Source organism: Streptomyces roseoverticillatus (assembly GCF_000719265.1).
GTDB classification, from domain to species: domain Bacteria; phylum Actinomycetota; class Actinomycetes; order Streptomycetales; family Streptomycetaceae; genus Streptomyces; species Streptomyces roseoverticillatus.
In genome coordinates, this window is the sequence record NZ_JOFL01000001.1 from 83,216 (window position 1) to 100,888 (window position 17,673).

The 17,673-nt window shown below is 73.9% G+C and carries 17 protein-coding genes and 1 pseudogene; 9 read left to right on the top strand and 9 right to left on the bottom strand.

What is annotated here, in order from left to right; genetic code table 11:
* Positions 1–176: 176 nt before the first annotated feature.
* The 7 genes from IF61_RS0100400 to IF61_RS0100430 all read right to left on the bottom strand — a co-directional run bounded on the left by IF61_RS0100400 (position 177) and on the right by IF61_RS0100430 (position 7,589).
* Positions 177–593: a hypothetical protein gene (locus tag IF61_RS0100400; RefSeq protein ID WP_030364109.1), complete on the bottom strand. Its 417-nt coding sequence runs from the start codon at positions 591–593 to the stop codon at positions 177–179.
* A 122-nt stretch (positions 594–715) separates the two neighbouring features.
* Positions 716–1,954: an MFS transporter gene (locus IF61_RS0100405; protein WP_211264823.1), complete on the bottom strand. Its 1,239-nt coding sequence runs from the start codon at positions 1,952–1,954 to the stop codon at positions 716–718.
* Positions 1,951–3,447 carry an FAD-dependent oxidoreductase gene (locus tag IF61_RS0100410; RefSeq protein WP_030364111.1) on the bottom strand — a complete coding sequence of 499 codons (1,497 nt, stop codon included), beginning with the start codon at positions 3,445–3,447 and terminating at the stop codon, positions 1,951–1,953. Before IF61_RS0100410 ends, IF61_RS0100405 begins: the two co-directional genes overlap by 4 nt.
* Complete coding sequence (locus IF61_RS0100415; RefSeq protein WP_030364112.1) at positions 3,444–3,812, bottom strand: hypothetical protein; 369 nt, start codon at positions 3,810–3,812, stop codon at positions 3,444–3,446. The genes IF61_RS0100410 and IF61_RS0100415 overlap by 4 nt, the downstream gene beginning before the upstream one ends.
* The gene (locus IF61_RS0100420) at positions 3,812–5,227 is read right to left on the bottom strand and encodes an aspartate aminotransferase family protein (protein WP_030364113.1); all 1,416 of its coding nucleotides are present in this window, start codon (positions 5,225–5,227) and stop codon (positions 3,812–3,814) included. The genes IF61_RS0100415 and IF61_RS0100420 overlap by 1 nt, the downstream gene beginning before the upstream one ends.
* A gap of 14 nt (positions 5,228–5,241) precedes the next feature.
* A complete protein-coding gene (locus tag IF61_RS0100425; RefSeq protein WP_052392273.1) occupies positions 5,242–6,618 on the bottom strand; it encodes an NAD(P)/FAD-dependent oxidoreductase in 1,377 nt (458 codons plus the stop codon).
* Positions 6,618–7,589 carry a glycosyltransferase family 2 protein gene (locus tag IF61_RS0100430; RefSeq protein ID WP_157848525.1) on the bottom strand — a complete coding sequence of 324 codons (972 nt, stop codon included), beginning with the start codon at positions 7,587–7,589 and terminating at the stop codon, positions 6,618–6,620. The genes IF61_RS0100425 and IF61_RS0100430 overlap by 1 nt, the downstream gene beginning before the upstream one ends.
* Before the next feature lie 373 nt (positions 7,590–7,962).
* Between IF61_RS0100430 and IF61_RS0100435 the strand changes: the two genes are divergently transcribed.
* Both IF61_RS0100435 and IF61_RS0100440 read left to right on the top strand, forming a co-directional pair.
* The gene (locus tag IF61_RS0100435) at positions 7,963–8,976 is read left to right on the top strand and encodes a hypothetical protein (RefSeq protein WP_245684345.1); all 1,014 of its coding nucleotides are present in this window, start codon (positions 7,963–7,965) and stop codon (positions 8,974–8,976) included.
* Positions 8,977–9,012: 36 nt separating this feature from the next.
* A complete protein-coding gene (locus tag IF61_RS0100440) occupies positions 9,013–9,327 on the top strand; it encodes a putative quinol monooxygenase (protein ID WP_030364117.1) in 315 nt (104 codons plus the stop codon).
* Positions 9,328–9,351: 24 nt separating this feature from the next.
* Here IF61_RS0100440 and IF61_RS31935 read toward each other — a convergent pair whose 3' ends face one another.
* Positions 9,352–10,731 carry an LCP family protein gene (locus tag IF61_RS31935; protein ID WP_078659869.1) on the bottom strand — a complete coding sequence of 460 codons (1,380 nt, stop codon included), beginning with the start codon at positions 10,729–10,731 and terminating at the stop codon, positions 9,352–9,354.
* Positions 10,724–11,149, bottom strand: a complete 426-nt coding sequence (locus IF61_RS0100450) for a DUF6542 domain-containing protein (protein ID WP_157848526.1) — start codon at positions 11,147–11,149, stop codon at positions 10,724–10,726. The genes IF61_RS31935 and IF61_RS0100450 overlap by 8 nt, the downstream gene beginning before the upstream one ends.
* Positions 11,150–11,456: 307 nt before the next feature.
* Here IF61_RS0100450 and IF61_RS0100455 point away from each other — a divergent pair, with 307 nt between their 5' ends.
* The 7 genes and pseudogenes from IF61_RS0100455 (at position 11,457) to IF61_RS37660 (ending at position 17,655) form a co-directional block, all read left to right on the top strand.
* Complete coding sequence (locus IF61_RS0100455; RefSeq protein WP_030364120.1) at positions 11,457–11,876, top strand: hypothetical protein; 420 nt, start codon at positions 11,457–11,459, stop codon at positions 11,874–11,876.
* 198 nt (positions 11,877–12,074) lie between these two features.
* Positions 12,075–13,118 (top strand): annotated as a pseudogene (locus tag IF61_RS0100460) (chitinase); the annotation flags it as partial.
* A gap of 297 nt (positions 13,119–13,415) precedes the next feature.
* A complete protein-coding gene (locus IF61_RS0100465; RefSeq protein ID WP_052392275.1) occupies positions 13,416–14,033 on the top strand; it encodes an RNA polymerase sigma factor in 618 nt (205 codons plus the stop codon).
* A gap of 5 nt (positions 14,034–14,038) precedes the next feature.
* Complete coding sequence (locus IF61_RS33120; protein ID WP_157848527.1) at positions 14,039–14,899, top strand: hypothetical protein; 861 nt, start codon at positions 14,039–14,041, stop codon at positions 14,897–14,899.
* Between the two features lie 61 nt (positions 14,900–14,960).
* Entirely contained in the window at positions 14,961–16,121 is a 1,161-nt protein-coding gene (locus IF61_RS33125) for a thioredoxin family protein (RefSeq protein WP_107042942.1), read from the top strand.
* A gap of 53 nt (positions 16,122–16,174) precedes the next feature.
* Entirely contained in the window at positions 16,175–17,545 is a 1,371-nt protein-coding gene (locus tag IF61_RS0100480) for an OFA family MFS transporter (RefSeq protein ID WP_030364125.1), read from the top strand.
* A gap of 26 nt (positions 17,546–17,571) precedes the next feature.
* The gene (locus IF61_RS37660; RefSeq protein WP_424888802.1) at positions 17,572–17,655 is read left to right on the top strand and encodes an MFS transporter small subunit; all 84 of its coding nucleotides are present in this window, start codon (positions 17,572–17,574) and stop codon (positions 17,653–17,655) included.
* Positions 17,656–17,673 lie beyond the last annotated feature (18 nt).

Sequence of the window (17,673 nt, forward strand, 5' to 3'; positions counted from 1 at the left end):
AGGGGCCCTCACACGGAAATAGAGGAATGGTCGGTGCACCGGGGGGAGAATCGCCAGTATGCCGCACAGGGTTTTGAATTGGCAAAATATTATGAAATGCGGCAACACGTGCAGCGGCGGCGGCCCGAGGGGCCGCCGCCGCTGGGTACCGGACGGGTCCGGGTCAGGTCAGGGCGTCAGGTCCAGGTCTCCGGCCGCGGGTCGTGGAGGGCGGGGTCCTCGGGGGCGGGGCGGTCCCGGAGCTCGGGCGGGACGGCTCCGTTCGACGGGTAGAGCAGGCGCCCGAGGGCATAGGGCTCGGCGTAGGTGGTGACCAGGCGGCGGACGGTGGCGGCGTCGGCCGTCACCGGGAAGGGGCGGCGGTCGGCGTCCGCGTCGTCCGCGCTGGGGTCGGGGTCGGTCAGGGTCGACCACATGTCCTCGGCCGCGCTGATGAGCTGGTCGAGTTCGTCGCGCACCCCCTGCCAGGCGCCTTCGCGCACCGCCTCGTCGATGCGGGAGAGGGTGCCGAGGATGCTGGCGTAGTCCTCGGCCAGCTGGTCCTCCTGGGGGGACGGGGCAAGGGTGTTGGCGACTGGCTCGGTGGTGTACACGGCACCTCCACGCAAGGGGAAACGGTCAAGGCCGGGGTGGATGCGTACGAAACCCCCGCCCCGGCATCGTCGCGCGCCGCGGGGCCGACCAGCGCTCTCCACCGTCACCGGTCGGCGATATATCACTCGCACGGGCGAGCGGGGTGGTGACGCCGCGGGCCGGGGGGCCGCGGCGGCCGGGTCGCCCGGGCGAGCCACACCGTCGCGAGCAGGCACACCGCGGTCATGGCGCACAGCACCGCCGGCACCGCCCGTACGCCCGACAGCTCGATCGCCCTGCCCAGTGCGGGGCCCGCGGCGACGCCGCCCACCATGGACGCGGCGATCACGTAGGCGGCGGCGCGGCGGGCGGTGGGGACGGTGCGGTGGAGCCACGGCAGGCCGGTGGGGAAGATCGGCGCGATGAACAGGCCCACGCCCGCGTACGCGTAGGGGGCGAGGCCGGGCACGGCCGCGGCGCCCGTGCAGAGCAGCATGCCGGCGCAGCTGACGGCGACGATCACCGGCTCGGTCAGGCGTACGGCCAGCGGCACCACCAGGAAGCGGCCGGCCGTCAGCATCAGCCAGTAGACGGAGGTGGCGGATGCGGCCGTCGCGGTTCCGTATCCGACGGTTTCGAGGTGGGTGGGCTCCCAGCCGCCGACGCCCGCTTCGACGCCGACGTGCACGACGTACAGCAGGACGAACGCGCCCATGAGCAGCACCGTCCGGCCGGCTCGCGGCGGAGGGGCGGGCGGCCCGGCCGGGCCTTCGGCGGCCGGGGCCGGTTCCCGGTCACGGACCCCCTTCAGGAAGAGGAGGAGGCCGGCCGCGAGGGCTCCGCAGGCGAGGAAGGCCACGGGGTAGCGGCCGGGTCCGAGGAGGCCGATGAGGGCGGGGCCGGCGACCGCGCCGATGCCGAAGTGGGCGTTGAGGACGTTGAGCATGGCGGTGCTGCGGCGTCCGAAGCCGGTGGCGAACAGCTGGTTGAGGCCGTAGTCGATGCCGCCGAAGCCGAAGCCCGCGACCAGCGCGGCCGCCAGGGCGAGCGGCCAGGCGGGGGCGAGGGCGAAGGCGATGCTGCCGAGGGCCATCAGGGCGTAGGAGGAGCCGAGGAGCACGCGGTTGCCGGTGCGGCCGTGGATGCGGTTGAAGGCGAGGACGCCGGTCACGCCGCCGGCGAAGTGGGCGCTCAGTCCGAGCCCCGCGGCGGAGGGGGACAGCCCGAACTCCTCGCGCAGGGCGGGGATCGCGGGCCCGTAGAGGGACTGGAGGGCGCCGATGAGGACGAACCCCACGCAGGAGGCGGCGACGGCGGCGCGCGTGAACAGGGCCGTGTCCCGTCGCACGGGGACGCGCACGCCGGTGATCGGGTCGGTCATGGGCGCCCCGGTGCCGTGTTCAGGAAGCGTTCGGCGATCTCGTGGGCGAAGGCCATCACGGTGCCCTGCGGGCTGATGCCGGTGACGCCGGGCAGGACGCTCGCGTCGCACACGCGCAGGCCCCGGAAGCCGTGGGGGCGGCCGTGCTCGTCACAGACGCCGCCGCGCTCCGGGAGGCCCATGCGGGCGGACGCCATGCCGTGCACGGACACCAGTTCCCAGTCGCCGGGGCGGACGCGGCGGCAGAACTCCTCGGCCTCGGCGCGGGAGTGGAGCGGGCGCGCCGAGGCCACCGGCGGTATCAGCTCCCGGGCGCCCGCGGCGAACAGCACCTCGCAGGTGTGCCGGAACGCCTCGCGCAGCCGGCTGTGGTCGGCGGAGGTCATGCCGTGCCGCAGGAGGAGCCCGCCGCGCGGCATGGCCGTGATCCGCGCCCTGCCCTGCATGCGGACCTGGGTGGTGTACGACCCGAGCGTCGCGAAGGCGGCGAGCAGCCGGTCGAGGAGCTGCGGGGGGCGGCTCGCGAGCGCGGCGGCGAGCGTGCCGCGCGTGACGTTGGACGGCATCATCAGCACCCCGTCGCCGGCGAATTCGTGGACCTGTGCGGTGAAGATGGTGCCCCGGTCCGCGTGGACGGGCTCGTCGAAGCGGGCGACGGTGCGGAGGTTGACGTGCAGGGCCAGCTCGCGGCCCGCGGTACGGCGGTGGATGCGGCTGCGCTGCAGGAGCGCGGGCGTCTGCAGCGGGCCGGCGGCGAGGAAGACCTCGCGGGCCCGGTGGACGGCGGTCCGCCCGCCGGGCCCCGCCGCGAGGACGCCGACCGCCGCGCCGTCCTGGTGCAGGATCCGCAGGACGCGGGTGCCGGGGAGGATCCGGGCGCCCAGCGCCTCGGCTTCGGGGAGGTAGCTGACGGCCATGCTCTGTTTGGCGCCGGTGGGGCAGCCGGTGGTGCAGCGGTTGCTGTGGCGGCAGCCGAGGACGGCCCGCCGGGCGTGCTGCCAGCGCCGGCCGAGCCGCTCGGCCCCGGCCGCGAGCAGGCGGGAGTCGTGGTTGCCGGCCCCGTGCGGCTGGGCGGCGACGCCGAGGCGGCGGGTGATGAGGGCAAGGTGCGCGGCGAGGTCGGCGGCGAGGTATCCGGCCACGCCGGACTCGGCGGCCCAGCGGCCCAGCAGGGCGGGCGGTGGCTCCCACAGCAGCCCGCCGTTGACGACGGTGGTGCCGCCGACGCAGCGCCCTTCCCCGTAGGCGAAGGTGGGGGTGCCGAACACGGGGGTCAGGCCGCCCTGCCGGTAGAGGCCGCGCATGTTCTCGGCGGGCGTGGCGGCGGCGATGCGGTCGGTGCTGACGCGCGGGCCCTCCTCCAGGACGGTCACCTGCAGCCCGGCGGCCGCGAGTTCCCGCGCGACGACGCTGCCGCCGGCGCCTGATCCGACCACGAGGATGTCGCTGTCGGTGCCGGCGGGGTGCCGCGTACGGAAGGGACGCGGGCTCACCGGTCCGCTCCCCGGTGCGGCGCCGGCGGCTGCTGCCCGGAGCGGCCGTCGAGGGCGCCGAGCAGGGCGAGGGCCGTGCTCGACCGGACGACGTCCCCGAAGCCGGGCAGGGCGGCCAGCCGTTGCATGCCACGGCGGCCCTCGGCCGCGGAGGCCGTGCGGAGGCCGCGCCCCGACACGAGGAGGAAGGCCGCCGGGAGCAGGCGCAGCGTGAGGGCGTATGCGGCCCGGTAGGGCAGCGGGAGGGTGTTCAGGGTGCCGGCGACATGGGCTTCGGCGGCGGTACGGGCCTGGAGGGTGCGCAGGCAGCCGTACTGCCGCAGCCAGTACGAGCGCAGGCCGCTCGCGCGCAGCGCGCCGCGCATCAGGCGGTCACCTTTTCCTTGAGGAACGCGGCCAGCAGGCGGGTCGCGCCCTTGGAGAGCACGTCGTCGAGGGCGCGCAGGAAGAGGGCCGTCTCCTCCTCGCCCGCGACCAGGGGCGGGGAGACGATGAGGGCGATGTCCCGGTTGGAGCCGAAGAAGGTCAGGATCCCGTGCTCGCGGTACAGGGCGGCGATCACGGCAGCGGTGAGCAGTTTGGGTACGGCCTGCGGGTCGCGGGCGGCCGCGGGGAGCAGGGTGCGGACGGGGTCCGGGAGCTCCGGGCCGGATCGCAGGAAGACGCCGTGGAGGGCGCCGCGCCCCGTGGTGGAGGCCACGAGGCGGGGGTGGCGTGCGGCGATGCGGGCGAGGCCGGCGGACAGCTGCTCGCCGAGGGCGCGGGCGCGGGCGGGGAAGTCCTCCTCCACCGCCACCAGGACCGCTTCGAGGGCGGTAGCGGTCTCCTCGCCGAACCCGTAGTAGGTGGTGCTGTGCAGCGTGGCGTCGGCGAGGTTGTCGTAGGCCCTGCGGAAGACGGGTTCGCGGGCCACGTACCCGGAGATGGAGGACTTCCCGCCGCCGAAGGACTTCGACATGGTGAGGACGTCGGGGACGAGCCCGGGGCAGCGCATGAAGTGGAAGAGCTCGCCGGTCTTGCCCCAGCCGGTGTACACCTCGTCGAAGACCAGGACGATGTCCTGCCCGGTGCACAGCCGCCGGACCTCGCGCAGGAACGCGGGCGGGCACTCGCGCAGGGCGGAGGCGCTGAAGGGTTCGAGCACGACGGCGTAGACGTCGCTGCGGCCGGTGGAGTCGCGGTGGCGTTCCAGGGCCAGTTCGAAGGAGGCGAGGTCCCCGTAGGCGAAGGAGTCGGTCCCGGGGATCCGGGGGAACTCGAAGTGGATCTCGGGGGAGGCGGTGAGGCTGCCCGCGCCGAGGAGCTTGCCGTGGAAGGCGATGTCCGTGTGGAGGACGGTGCCGCGTCGGCCGCCGTGGTATTTGTACGCCAGTTTGACCGCGCCTTCGACGGCCTCCGCCCCGGAGTTGGGGAAGTAGCAGACGTCGAGGTCGCCCGGGAGCAGCGCGGCCAGGTTGTGGCTGAGGGCGGCGACGTAGGGCGAGAAGAAGTTCTTGTGGACTTCCATGCGGCGGTGCTGCCGGAAGCGGTCGCGGGCGGCGAGGACGCGCGGGTGGTTGTGGCCGTGGTTGAGGACGCCGATGCCGCCGGTGAAGTCGAGGATGCGCCGGCCGTCGCGGAGGGTGATCCACGCTCCTTCGGCGCGCTCGACGAGGTCGCGGCCGAAGCCGAAGGAGCCGATGAGGGAGACCTGGCTGCGGCTGACGTGCTTCTCGTAGAGGTCGTGGATCTGGTCGATGCCGAGGTGTTCGGCCTGGTCCAGGGAGATGAGTTCGGGCATGGGGGTCCTCGGGTTCAGGCGTGGGAGTCCTCGGGGGAGTTCCGGCGGCCGCCGGGTTCGGTGCGCAGCCGGTCGGCGATGAGGCGGCCGGCGCGGCGGCCGTCCCGCACGGCGTAGTTGGTGCCGCGGTCCTCGGGGAAGACCTGGGCCATCCCGGCGAGGTAGAGGCCGGTCACGCGGCTCTGCACGGGGGGCATGATGCGGGTGTAGCCGGGGGTGATGACGGGCTGGGCGTGCTCGGCGCGCCACACGTGGTAGGCGTCGACCCAGGTGCGGTCGAAGCCGGGGAACATCCGCCGCAGGTACGGCAGGCTGTGTTCAAACACCTGCGCGTCGTCCATCCGGTACAGCTCCGCGTCGGCGGGCAGGTACTTGGAGAGGTACGCGATGTGCCGGCCGCCGTAGCGGGCCGGGTCGTCCATGTTGGTGTGCTCGATCACGCCGACGTAGGGGAACGACGGGTCGTTGACGTTGAGCCAGTAGGTGTCGGAGAGCCGGCGGTTGTTCTCCAGGACCAGGCAGATGTTCGCGAGGTAGCGGATCCTGCGGAGCTGCCGCAGGAGGGGCGGCACGGAGGGGTGGGTGTCGCTCTGGTCCTCCAGCATCCCGGCGGCCAGTGCGGGGGCCACGGTCAGCAGGACCTGGCGGGCGGGGTGGAGCTCGCCGTCCGCGGTGCGGACGCCGGTGACCCGGCGGCCGTCGGTGACGACGGACCGCACGGCGGTGTCCGTACGGATGTCGACGCCGTGGTCGGCGAGGCGTTTGCGGAGGGCGGTGAGGAGGGCGTCGCTGCCGCCGCGCAGGTAGTAGAGGGTCTCGCTGCCGGAGCGGGTGCGGCTGCCGCCGCGCAGGTGGAGCTTGGTCCACATCCAGGTGGCGCCGACCTCCGCCGCGTGGTCACCGAACTTCCCCTCCAGCAGGGGCCGCCACACGACCTCGTAGACCCGGCGGCCGCCGAGGGAGACCAGCCATTCCTCGGCGGTGCGGTGCTCCAGCAGGCGCCAGTCGCGCACGCGCTGGGCGCGTACGGTCAGCAGGCCGAGCCGGAGCCGGTCGAGGAGGGGCAGCGGGGCGAAGCGGAGCAGGTCGAGGGGTTTTGACAGGCGGTAGACGGAGTTGGCGTAGTACATGCCGGTGCGCGTCAGGTGGGGTTCCATCAGGCCGGCGATGCCGAGCCGGGCGCAGAGCCGCAGCATCTCCTCGTCGGAGGCGAACCAGTGGTGGTAGAAGCGTTCGAGGCGGCGGTCCCCCACGGTGAAGCTGCCGGCGAGGCCGCCGACGTCGGAGTCGCGTTCGAGGAGCCGTACGGTGTGGCCGAGCTCCGCGAGTTCCAGCGCGGCGGAGAGGCCGGTGAAGCCGGCGCCGACGACGATGACGTCCGGGTGCTGCATCACGCGACCTCCTCGACCGAGGCGAGGACGGCCCCGGGAATCGTGCTCCGTATCCGTTCACTGACCACGTAGGCGGGCCTGCCCTGCACTTGGCGCAGGACCGCGTGGAGGTACTCCCCCACGGTGCCGACGGCCAGCGACTCCAGGCCGAACAGGGCGAGCGGCAGGGCGTTGGCGCGGCCGCGGCGGGTGAGCGCCATGGCGAGGGCCCCGGCGAGGGAGGCAGTGCCGGTCCACAGGGGAAGCCGCAGCGGGAGGACGGAGCCGCTGGTGAGGAAGGCGCTGCGGGAGAGGGCGACCATTTTGGGAAGGGTGTATTTGGATTCGCCCGCGGCCCGCGAGTCCCGTTGGTATTCGATGGCCGTCTCGGGGAATCCCGCCCAGCTGACGGCGCCGCGCAGGAAGAGCTCCCGGTCCGTCAGTCCGGTGAGCAGGTCGACGACTTCCCGGTCGAGCAGCCGGAAGTCTCCGGTGTCGAATGCGACGGGGTGGTCGGAAATCCTGCCGAGGAGCCGGTAGAAGGCGAACGCCGATAAGTTCTTGAAGGCGGTCTCGCCGTGTCTGGCGGTGCGCCGGGCGGAGACCACGTGCCATCCCTGGCGCCAGCGGGCCACCATTTCCGGGATGATTTCGGGAGGGTCCTGCAGATCGGCGTCGATGACGACGACCGCGTCGCCCCGCGCCTCCTTGAGCCCGCCGAGGCAGGCCGCCTGATGACCGAAGTTGCGGCTGAAGCGGACGGCCCGCACCATCGGGGACTCGCGGGTGAAGGTCCGTATCAGGTTCCAGGTGGCGTCGGCGCTGCCGTCGTCCACGTAGATGACCTCGTAGCGGACGCCTTCCACGGGGCGCAGGGCCCGGGCGATGCGGTCGTGGGTGCGGGCGAGCACCGCTTCCTCGTTGTAACAGGGCAGGACGACGCTGATCAGGTGGGTGGTCGGGGACGGTGGGCTGGTCTGGCTGGCAGGCATGGGCCTCTCCTGTGCCGGGAGCCGGTTGTCGCCGTGCGGGATTGTTGCCGCAGGGGATTGTCTCCGTGCCGCGCTTTTCGCCATGCCGGCGTCTTCGCGCTGCCTTCATTGCCGCGCTTTTTGGATACTTTCCCCTTGCATCGATCGACGGTAGCCGACGGCCGAGCGGGCGGGCAAGATCCCTGCAGCCGGGGACCGCGGCCCCGCGAATACCGGTTTCCGGACCGTATTTCCCGGGTGGCTCAGTGCCGCGTGCGGTGGCGGCGGCACCGGCCGAGACTGGATGCGGGCCCCGGCCGGCTGCCGCCCCCTGTCCGGGCGGTGCAGGCCCCGGACCGGGCATGACCCGGACGTCTGGAGGAAGGGGACGCGCGTGTCCGGACACGGCGTGCCCCGCGGCCCGGAGGCTCCCGCGGCCGCTCCCACGAGGCCCGCGGTGCTGGGCCGCCGGGCCGTCCTGGCCGGGGCCGCGGGCCTCGCCCTCGGCGGGTCCGGGTGCGGGACCGCGCCCCCGCGCAACGCCATGGGCAGCGGGCCGCCGTCACCCGCCGGGCTCCCCCGCCCGGCGGCGTGGCGCCCCGATCCCTCCGACGTCCGGCCGGACGTGAAACTGCGCGCCGTACAGCTGGTCGAGGCCCTGGGCACCTGGCGCGACGGCGCCGGAGGCCTGGCGAAGGCGCGGGAGCGGGTGGCCGCGCTCGGCCTGCCGCCCGCGCTCGCCGGGCAGGCCGGACCGCTGCTGTCCGGCGCGGACGCGGCCGTCGTCGAGGTGACGGACGCCCAGTACGGCGGGATCCTGGCCGGCTCCGCGAGCGTCCTGGTCGTCTGCCGGCAGTGGACGCGCACGGGCGGCGGGCCCGTGGTGGCGGGCGGGACGACCGTGGACGTGCGCCTGACCGAGGGGGCGCCGCGCTGGGCGGTCGGCGAGCTGCACCCGGCCGCCCCCGGGCCCGCGGCGGACGGCCTGCCGGAGGAAGCACGGCGGGTGCTGGACGAGGAACGGATCCGGCTGCCCGCGGCCGCCGAGGCCGACATCCGGGGCGGCGGCGTCCACGCGAGCGTGCTGCGGGCGATGCTCCGGCTCGCGCAGCGCTACCGCATCGACGTCAGCGTCGTGCGCTCCGGCCATCCCCTGAACGTGTTCGGCACCGGCCGGCCCAGCGACCACCCGCCGGGCCGGGCCTTCGACGTGTGGCGGATCGACGGCCGCGCGGTGGTCGACCGGGCGACGCCGCGCGCGCTGGTCGAGGCGTTCATGCGCGACGCCGCCGCGGCCGGCTCGTACAACGTCGGGGGCCCGCTCCTGCCGCCGGGGGCGGGCGCGGGGCGGCAGTTCTTCACCGACGACACCCACCACGACCACGTGCACGCCGGCTTCGGCAGCTGAGCAGGCCGACCGCAGGGCGCGGCAAGAGGAGTCTCCATGACCGTCGAGTACATCCGCTACCGCATCACCGACCCGGAGCGGCGCACCGCCTTCGAGAAGGCCTACGCGGCGGCCGCCGAACACCTGTACGCGGCGCCGCAGTGCCTGGGTTACGAACTCGCGCGCGGGGTGGAGGAGCCGGAGCGGTTCGTCCTGCGGATCGAGTGGACGTCGGTGCACGACCACGAGCAGGGCTTCCGCGAGGGGCCGCACTTCCGGCCGTTCCTCGCGGAGATCCACCCGTTCGCGGGCGACATCGAGGAGATGAAGCACTACGAGCGGCTCCTCGTCGTCGCCAAGGGGCGCGTATGAGGTCACGCGGGGGCCCTCGGCGGGTCAGTCGACGCAGGGGACGCCCCCCATCTTGACCGTCGGGCCCTGGAAGGAGTCGGAGGAGACGGGATCCGACCCGTCCGGCTTGGCGTCACCGCCAGGTTTGGCGTCACCCGGTTTGGCGTCACCCGGTTTGGCGTCACCGCCGCCCGAACCCTGCCCCTGACGCTGCGGCCCGGCCGCCGGCGTGTCCTTCTGCCCAGCCTTCGGCCCCGTCATCGCCTGGACGAGGGACTTGACCTTGGCCGGGTCGACGAGGTTGACGGCCTCTCCCTTGCGGGTGGCGAAGCCCTCGATGGGGAGGGTGTGGAACTCGGCGTTGCCGCCGGTCAGGTTGGGCGCCTGCCGGGCGAAGTCCAGGATGTTCCACCGGTTGTCGATGACGACGTCCTTTTTGATGACGTCGAACAGCCCCTGCAGCTTGCCGAGGTCGCTCCAGACGCCCTGTTCCTGGAGCTTGTGCGTGACCGACGACAGGAACGCCTGCTGGCGGCGGGTGCGGTCGAGGTCGCCGCCGGCCAGGCCGTGCCGCTGCCGGACGAAGGACAGCGCCTGGCGGGCGTCGAGCTGCTGCGGCCCGGCGGGGAAGTCGGCGCCGGAGTAGCGGTCACGCACGGGGTGCTTCAGGCACACCGGGACGGGCTGGACCACCTTGGCGATGTCGTAGAAGCCCAGCAGGTTGAGCTCGGCGAAGTGGTCGATGGGCACGCCGAGGAAGCGCTGGACCGTGGCCAGCGTGGCCTCGCGGCCGGCCTCGCGCCCGCGGTGCTCCAGCTCGGCACCCTTGACTCCCCGGGCCGACAGCTTCTCCTCGGCCTCGGCCTTGGCGATCCCGTACGCCTCCTTGATCTTGTGCTCGCCGCGCCCGCCGGCGATCTCGACGTAGTCGTCGCGCGGTATCGAGAAGGCCGTCACCTTGCCGCCGCCGGGCGGGATGTGCATGAGGATGAGGGTGTTGGTGTTGTAGCCGCCGATGTCGCTGGAGCCGGCGTGCAGTTCGTCCTGGACGAACTCCTTCGGCAGGTCGTTGCCGTTCATGTCCTTGCGGCTGTCGAGGCCGATCAGGAGCAGGTTCACCGCGCCGTCGCGCCCCGGCGGCGCACCGTCGCGCAGGGCGTCCAGCGCGCTGGAGGTGTTCACGCCGCGGTCCAGCCAGTGGTAGGCGCACCAGCCGACGCCGCTGGTGAGCATGACGAGCGCGGAGGTGAGACAGACCGCGATGCGGGCCGCGCGCCCGGGTTTGAGGGAGGGGCCGGCGCGGCGCCCGCGGGGGCGCGGCCCGCCGGCAGGGCGGCCGCGGCCGGTGCCTTGCGCACGGGGCCGGGCTCCGGGGCGCCGGCTGTCGCGGCCACGGTTGCGGTCGTGGCGGTACGGCTCAGGCATGGCAGGCCCTCCTCCCCCGGCCCGGGCGCAGCGCGCGCCCAGCCAGGACGACGGCCGCCGCGGCCTCGGCCGCCGCCATGGCGGGGAACGTGTCGAGGGCCCAGTGCACGACGGCCATCACGAGGCTGCCGCCGCTGCTGCCCGCGCCCGCGGCGAGCTGGGCGCCGACGGCCACGACGGCGATGACCAGGGGCGGGGCGGCGAGCACCCACCACGTACGGCCGCGGGGGCAGAGCGCCGCGGCGAGGGCGGCGGCGGCCGCGGCGGTGAGCACGAAGACCAGGCCGAGGCCGGCTCCTGCCGCCTCGTCCGCGCCGGCGCCCGCCACGAGCAGCGCTGCCGGGGCGGACACCGCCGCTCGGGCGCGCCGCCCCCGCTGCCGCACCTTCCCCGGCGCCTCGGTCCGCCTACGACCCATACGTGCTCCCCATCGGATCCGGCCGCCGCACGCCCGCGGCAACCTGGCAACTTTCACAGTTGCGCAATATAGCAAGTGTTATTTCCGGACCGCTCCACGACCCCCGGATCCCCGGCCGCCGGAGGGCGGCGGGTCCACGACCGGCACCCCCGGAGGCGTATCGTCTCATTCGCCGGGACCGTACCAATAACAGTGGTTCAAAGGGGAGTTAGCGCGGAAAATATGAATTCCCCGGAAAAATTCCATGTGCACGACGGAATCAGCGGCACGACCGGAACCGCATGCTGGAACCGCAGAAGGGTGGGCCATGACACTCGACCCCAAGCGCCACCTCCCCCGCGCCGCCGCCGCGGCACTCCTCGCCACCGCCGCCGTCCCCCTCCTCGCCGTCCCCGCGGCCGCCGAAGGGGCGATGGAGATCACCGCTCCCGGGCATCCCGTCCGCACCGGGCAGGCCCTGCGCATCAGCGGGGACGGTGACGACGACGCCGCGCGGTACCTGCGCGCCTGCGTCCAGGAACGCACACTCGGCGCCGGCGCCTGGCGCACGGTGGGCTGCGGCCGGACCGTGGCCTCGGGCGACGGCGCGACCGTCGAGGCGCTGGTGCGGGCCCGGCGCCGCGGCGCGCTGCAACTCCGCGGCATCCTCTACGGCCTCGACGCGCCGGGGGACCCGCACCCGGACGTGGTGCGCAGCTCCGCCGTGCGCATGGTCCGCATCCACTAGCGCCCGCAGCCACCGGGCCCGCACGCCGCACGTCCCGCCCGGGAAGCCCGCGACGCACGTCCCGCCACGGAGCCCCCGCGGAACGAGCCCTGCCGGAAGCCTTGACACAACTCTGGTCCAGACCAACGATGTTCAGCGCGCAACCGGTCCCCCGCCCCTCGCGCGCGTCCGGCCCCGCCCGGACCATCGGGAGCTTCCGTGAGACGACACCGAATACGCCGTGCCCTGCTGTCCTCCCTCGCCACCGCGGCCACGGCCGCCGGGCTCGTCCTGGGCGGGGGCGGCGGCGCCCGCGCCGCCGTGGCGCCCCTGCCGCCGCACGTCTTCGCGCCCTACTTCGAGACCTACAGCCCCGAGAGCCCGGCGGACCTCGCCGCGCGGTCCGGGGCGAAGCACCTCACCATGGCGTTCCTGCAGACCGAGGCCCCGGGCTCCTGTACGCCCTACTGGAACGGCGACACCGGCAAGCCCGTCTCCGCGTCCGTCTTCGGCAGCGACATCACCACCATCCGCGCCCGCGGCGGCGACGTCATCCCCTCCTTGGGCGGATACGCCGCCGACAACGGCGGGACGGAGCTGGCGGACAGCTGCCCGGACCCCGCCCGGATCGCCGCCGCCTTCGAGAACGTCGTCACCACGTACGGCGTCACCCGTATCGACCTCGACATCGAGGACAACTCCCTGACGAACACCGCCGGGATCGACCGCCGCAACAAGGCCGTCAGGCAGGTGCAGGACTGGGCGGCGAGCACCGGCCGCACCGTGCAGTTCTCCTACACGCTGCCCACGACGACCCACGGCCTGGCCGACAGCGGGCTGGCCGTGCTGCGCAACGCCGTCGCGAACGGCGCGCGCGTCGACGTCGTCAACATCATGACGTTCGACTACTACGACGGCGCCGCGCACGACATGGCCGCGGACACGGTGAGCGCCGCGAACGGGCTCCAAGCCCAGCTCGCACGGCTCTACCCGGCGAAGACGCAGGCGGAGCTGTGGGCGATGACCGGCGTCACCGAGATGCCGGGAATCGACGACTACGGCCCGGCCGAGACGTTCACCGCGCAGGACGCGGTCCGCGTCCGCGACTGGGCGGTCTCCCAGGGCATCAACACCCTCTCGTTCTGGGCGCTGCAGCGCGACAACGGCGGCTGCCCGGGGACGAAGGGGTCCGACTCCTGCTCGGGCATCGAACAGGACACGTGGTACTTCAGCCGGACGTTCGCGCCGTTCACGAGCGGAGGCTGACGGCCCGGCCGGCCTCGGAGATTGACGTCCCGTCGCGGAGGCCGGCAACCCGTCCGGTCGCGCCGGGGGCGCGCGGCCGGCGCCACGCGCCCGCTATGTGTCCCTTGCCTCCCTCTCGGCACGACATTCGGACGATCGGCCTGCACGCCAGGGGCTCCGTTTCGCTTGGCTGATGGGTGAGGGCCCTGTGGCCCTCGGGTGCCGAGAGGACGGCACCGTCCATCGGCGAAGGGACGTACAGGTGCAGGTACAGGCATGCGATTATCGGCCGCCCGGGCCCGGGGAGGGAGCCGCATGACCGGCATGACCGGGCGGCGGACCGGGCCCCGGCCCTGGCCGGCACTGCGGGAGGACCTGTCGGAGGGCCTGCCGGCCGACTTCGTCGCCTTCTTCTCGCTCCACCACCGGCCCTACCTCCGCTACGCCCACCTCCAGCTGGACAGCGAGCCGGACGCCGAGTGGGTCGTGGAGGAGGTCTTCTGCCAGCTGGCGCTGGCCTGGGGCGAGGTGCGGCGGCAGCCGAACCCCGCCGCGTACGCCCTGGCCGCCCTCAAGGAGAAGATCACCAAGCTGCTGGCGGCCAGGCGGCGCGGCGCCACGGCGCTCGTCGAGACGGCGGCGTTCGCGGTGGTCCGGCAGGCGAGCCGGGCGCGCATGGAAGTGCTGGAGTCGCGGCTCGGGCTGTACGCGGCCATCACCCGGCTCCCCGACCGCCAGTTCGACGTGGTCGTGCTGCGCTACGTGCTCGGCTATCCCGTGCACCGCGTCGCCGGGATCATGGGCATCTCGCCCGCCACGGTGCGCTCGCACGTCCGGGGAGCGAGACGGCGCTTGGCCCGCGATCTGGAGATCGCATGGACTCCGGAAGCCCCTGACGCTCCGGAAGCCCCGGAAGGAGAAGAGGAGGCGTGAACCACATGCGCCAGGAACAGGGAAGCGACCGGCCGGCCGGCATCGACGGGGTGCTCGCGGAAGCCGCCGTGCCGGCGGGCACGTTCGACGGCTACAACGAGCGGGCCGCCCTCGCGCGGATCGCCGGCCGCGTCGTGTGGAACCGGGCGGACGCCATGGACCGCCGCGCCCAGAGCATCCGCCACGACCACGACCGCGCCGGCCGCGCGGTCCCCGCCGCCCCGCCCCTGGGCACCGGCAGGCGCACCGCCCTGCACGAGCGGGCGGCCACGGAGCTGAGCTCGCTCTCGGCCCGCGTCGTCCACGACCGCTCCGCGGTCGCCGCGATGGCCCGGCTGGTCGACGACCCGGCGATCGAGCCGCGCGGCGCGCTGGCCTTCGCCTGCCTGCTGCACCTCGCCGGACGCCACGAAGGCGCGGCGTTCTGGTGGCGGTTCGCCGCCGGCGCCGGCTCCGCGACGGCGGCCCGCTGCCTGTACCTGCACCACTTGCAGCACAGCGAGCGGCAGGCCGCGCAGTGGTGGCTCCAGCAGGCCGCCGGGCTGTACGCGCAGGACGGCGACCGGATCCTCGGCACGCCGCCCACCCCCATCCGCGGCGACCGGCGGCCGAGCCGCTACGGCGTGGTCGAGTCCTCGGCACGCTTCTTCTGGGAGGAGGGCGAGGAGGGCACGGACCGGCCCGCCGGCCCGTGCGCCCCCGCCGCGCCCTCGCCCGACGAGCGGTGGTGGCGGGCGGTGACCACCCATCTCACCGCCGCCGTACGGAACCTGGAGGCGCACAGCGACGCCGACTACGGCACGGTCCCGCGGCCCGCGCCGTACCTCGCCGCGGAGCTGGAGGACTGCGCGGGGACCCGGGCCTGAGCCGTACGGCCCGCGGTGGACGGCCGGCTCGGCGCCACCGGGCCGCGCCTAGCATGGAGGCATGAGCGCACGTGTGATCGAGTTCCCCGAGCAGGGCATCCCCGGCACCCTCGTCCGCTACACGGAGGGCGGCGGCGAGCCCGTGGAGCTGGCCGCGTGCGGCCCGGTGGCGCTGTCGTCCGGCTCCCGGCTCGTCTACGTGCTGGACGCGACCGGTGCGGACGGCGGCGAGGGCGGCGAGGACGCCTTCGACGCGGACGCCGTCGCCACCGCCCTCGCGCAGTTGCCGTCCGACGCGTTCGTCGTCGCCGACCTGGCCGGGGCGACGGACGCCATGGTCCGGGCGATCGCGGGGCAGCGGGCGCTCAGGACGCTCGTGCTGGCGGGCGACTTCACCGACGAGGGCGTCGCCGCGCTGGGCGGCATGCCCGAGCTGACCGATCTCGTCCTGGAGTCCCCGCGGTTCACCGGCGCGGGGCTGGCCGCGCTCACGGGGTCGGAGACGGCCGCGTCCCTGGACTCCCTCGTCCTCAGCGAGGCGACGGCCTTCCGGCCGGAGCACCTCCGCGCCCTCGCGAAGACGCCGCACCTCACGTCCCTCACCTTCGACGGCATGCCCGTCGGCCACGATCTGGCCGGCGCCGTGCTCGCACATCTCCCGCGGCTGGCCGAGGTGTCGGTGGCCGAGCGCCCCGGGCACGCGCTCGACCCGGCCGTGCTGGAGCGGCTGCTGGCCGCCGGGCTCTGCGTCAACGGGATCTCCGCTCCGCCCGAGAACGCCGCCCTCTTCGCCGGTGCGGCCGCCGAGGCCGCGACACCCTCCTCCGCCGCCGGGCAGGACGACGAAGACGAAGACGGGGAGGACGGCGAAGAGGCCCCGGAGGAGCGCGGCGTCCTGCGCGAGGTCGTGGCAGAGGACGAGCTGGAGCGGCTGCTGGCCGGACCCGTGCCCGTACTGGTCGACCTGACGGCTCCGTGGTGCGGCCCCTGCGCCTTCCTCACCCCCGTCCTGGAGGACGCGGTCGAGGCCCGTGGAGCGGCCCTGACCGGCGTGAAGGTCGACGTCGACCGGGCGGCGTGGGCGCAGGAGCGCTTCGGCGTCCTGGGCGTCCCCACGGTGCTGCTGCTGCGCGAGGGCCGCGAGGTCTTCCGCTTCAGCGGTGTCGCCACGCGCCGGCAGATCGACGGCTGGCTGGCCACGGCGGGGGTCGCCGCCCGCTAGCCCGGGGGGTGCGCGGTCTGTCCGGGAGCCGCCGGGCGCTGTAGCGTCCGGGCATGCCTGCCCGATCCGGTGTCGTCGCGCCGCCGGGATGGAGCCGCTGGCTGGTCCCGCCCGCCGCGCTCTCCATCCACCTGGCCATCGGCCAGGTCTACGCCTGGAGCGTGTTCAAGCCGCCGCTGGAGTCCTCGCTGGGCCTGTCCGGCACCGCGTCGGCGCTGCCGTTCCAGGTGGCGATCGTGATGCTCGGCCTGTCGGCGGCGTTCGGCGGCACTTTTGTTGAGCGCAGGGGTCCGCGCTGGGCGATGGCCGTGTCGGCCGCGTGCTTCTCGTCCGGTTTCCTGGTGGCCGCTCTGGGAGCGGCCACGCGCGAGTACTGGCTCGTGGTGGCGGGCTACGGCCTCATCGGCGGTACGGGGCTGGGCATCGGCTACATCTCGCCGGTGTCCACGCTCATCAAGTGGTTCCCCGACCGTCCGGGCATGGCCACGGGCATCGCCATCATGGGCTTCGGCGGCGGCGCCCTCATCGCCTCGCCGTGGTCGGCGGAGCTGCTGTCGGCTTTCGGCACGGACGCGCCGGGGATCGCCCGGACGTTCCTGGTGATGGGCGGCGCGTACGCCGTCTTCATGACGCTCGGCGTGCTGCTGGTCCGGGTGCCGCCGGATTCCCCGGAAGCGGCGGCCGGACGCGCGGCGGGAGCACCGTCCCGCGGATTCGTCACGACGGGGCAGGTGTCGGCGCGCAACGCCCTGCGCACACCGCAGTTCTGGTGTCTGTGGGTCGTCCTCTGCACGAACGTCACCGCGGGCATCGGCATTCTGGAAAAGGCCGCCCCGATGATCACCGACTTCTTCGCGGACTCCTCCTCCCCCGTCGGTCCCGCCGCGGCCGCGGGTTTCGTCGGTCTGCTCTCGCTCGCCAATATGCTCGGCCGGATCGTATGGTCCTCCGTCTCCGACACCGTGGGGCGGAAGAACATCTACCGCCTGTATCTCGGGGCGGGTGCGCTGATGTATCTCCTGCTCGCCCTCGCGGGCGATTCCGCGAAGCCGCTGTTCATCGCGTGCGCGGCGGTGGTGCTGTCGTTCTACGGCGGCGGGTTCGCGACCGTGCCCGCCTATCTGAAGGACCTGTTCGGGACCCACCAGGTCGGTGCGATCCACGGCCGGCTGCTGACGGCCTGGTCCACGGCCGGGGTACTCGGGCCGCTCATCGTCAACGCGGTCGCCGACGCCGGGAAGTCCGCGGGCCGGACGGGGCCCGGCCTCTACACCACGTCGTTCCTCGTCATGATCGGGCTGCTGGCGGTGGGCTTCGCCGCCAACGAGCTCGTACGGCCGGTGCACCCGCGCCACCACGAGCCGGCCGGCGGCGGGGACGGGCGGCCGGCGGCCGCCGTACCGGAGAAGGGAGCTGGCGCGTGACCCCGGTCCGCAAGGTGGTGCTCGTGGTGAGCTGGCTGTGGGTGGGAGCGCCTTTCGCCTACGGCGTGTACGAACTCACCCTACGGCTTCGGCAATTGTTCACCGGGTGAGCGGGCCGGGAATTTAAG